General features: G+C 66.1%; 1 protein-coding gene and 1 pseudogene. One reads left to right on the top strand and one right to left on the bottom strand.

The window, feature by feature from the left end; translation table 11 throughout:
* Nucleotides 1-702, top strand: a 702-nt coding sequence (locus GGE06_RS41965; RefSeq protein WP_221519107.1) for a hypothetical protein, incomplete at its 5' end; no start/stop codon positions are given.
* Between the two features lie 16 nt (nucleotides 703-718).
* On the opposite strand, the pseudogene GGE06_RS41960 reads toward GGE06_RS41965, so the two are convergent.
* Nucleotides 719-1,500 (bottom strand): annotated as a pseudogene (locus GGE06_RS41960) (IS5 family transposase).
* Nucleotides 1,501-1,767: the final 267 nt, after the last annotated feature.

Genomic DNA, 1,767 nt, shown 5'->3' with positions numbered 1-1,767 from the left:
GTAGGCGTTGGTCGAAAACCTGTGCGCATGTGGGCGCAAACCCCATACGGTGAAGGCATGTTGAGGAACAAGGTATTCACCGCTCTGGCGGCGGCCGCGCTGACCCTGCTCGCCCTCCCCGCCGCCTCGGCTTCTGCGAAAACCCCGGCCGATACGACCGGGATGGCTATCGCCAGTGTCGAGTACAAGGGCACCGTGACCACTCTGGCCGCGCTGGAGAAGAAGATCGGCGAGACCCACTGCCACGACGGGAAGGGTAAGGGCAAGCTCACCTGCTTCGCGACCGAGCGTGAGGCAGATCTCGACCTGCTCGCGAAGGGTGGCCTGCCCGCCGAGGCGGCGAAGGCCGCCGCCCGCAAGTGGGGTGTCGCCGTCCCCAAGCAGACCCGCGTAGCTGCCGCCGCAGCGACTGGGACCTGCCACCCGTGGGTGACCGTTCGCTACTACGACGGCAACTATGGCACAGGCTCGTCGGTCAACCTCTACTGCGACTACCCGGACCTCAGCCAGGTCGGCTGGGACAATCGTGCGAACTCTCTGACATGCATGGTCTGTTCCCCCATCCAGCACCCCGACGTGAAGGGCATGGCGAGCTTCCAGAACTACAACTACATGTTCAATCAGCAGCTCACGCAAACCAGCGCCACAGTGCAGGCCGCCTCCGCAAACACCATCTCGTCGAACCGTCTCTACTTCTACTAGGTTCTGTCGTCAAATGTCACGCCCACATCAGGAGTGAGGCGAGGGTGACGGCCGCTTCGTAGGACTGGGCGGTCTTGTCGTAGCGGGTGGCGATGCCGCGCCACTGCTTCAGGCGGTTGAAGCACCGTTCGACGATGTTCCGGTGCTTGTAGGCCTCGCGGTCGAAGGCCGGCGGGCGGCCACCTTGGCTGCCTCGCCGGGCTCGGTTGCGGACCTGGTCGGCCCGCTCGGGAATGGTGTGGGTGATGCCCCGGCGGCGGAGCCAGGTGCGGATGGCCTTCGAGCTGTAGCCCTTGTCGCCCAGGACGTGATCGGGCCGGACCCGGGGCCGCCCTGGTCCGATCCGGGGCACCCGGATCGCTTCCATCACGGCGGTGAACCGGGTGCAGTCGTTGGTGTTGCCGCCCGTGACGACGAATGCGAGCGGACGGCCCCTGCCGTCACAGGCCAGATGGATCTTGCTGGTCAGGCCGCCTCTGGACCGGCCGAGGACCGGGTCGCGGAGCCCCTTTTTCGGGCCCCGGCCGCGTGCTGGTGGGCCCGGACGATGGTGGAGTCGACGGACACCAGCCAGTCGATGTCGCCCGCCGCGTCCGCCTTGGCCTGGGCGGTCCGCAGCATCCGGTCGAACGTTCCGTCCGCCGCCCACCTGCGAAAACGGGTGTGGAGTGTGGCCCATGGCCCGTATCGCTCAAGCACGTCCCGCCAGGCCGTCCCGGTCCGGAACTTCCACACGATCCCGTTCAGGACCCGGCGGTCGTCCAGCAGCTTCCGCCCCCGCAACGACTCGGGCAGCAACGGCCGGACGAACTACCACTCGGCATCGGACAGTTCATGGCGACGTATCACGACACCATGATCCACCAGCGGTGATCATTTGAAGACACTGCCTAGGAGTGTGCCTCGGGCTAAGCGTTGTCCCGTAACTCGGTGCAGGGACCAGCAGGTCACCGCCGTTGGATCGACTTGTCCGATTCTGGCCCGACTCACGGTCTCGAAGGCCACCTGACCAACCAGGTTGAACCGGGCGCCGGCAATCGGTATCCGGAGTTACGGGACAGCCCT

It is taken from the genome of Streptomyces nymphaeiformis, assembly GCF_014203895.1.
Taxonomy (GTDB): domain Bacteria; phylum Actinomycetota; class Actinomycetes; order Streptomycetales; family Streptomycetaceae; genus Streptomyces; species Streptomyces nymphaeiformis.
Note: the sequence above shows the minus strand (reverse complement) of the source record. Positions and strands in the feature narration are given on the sequence as shown.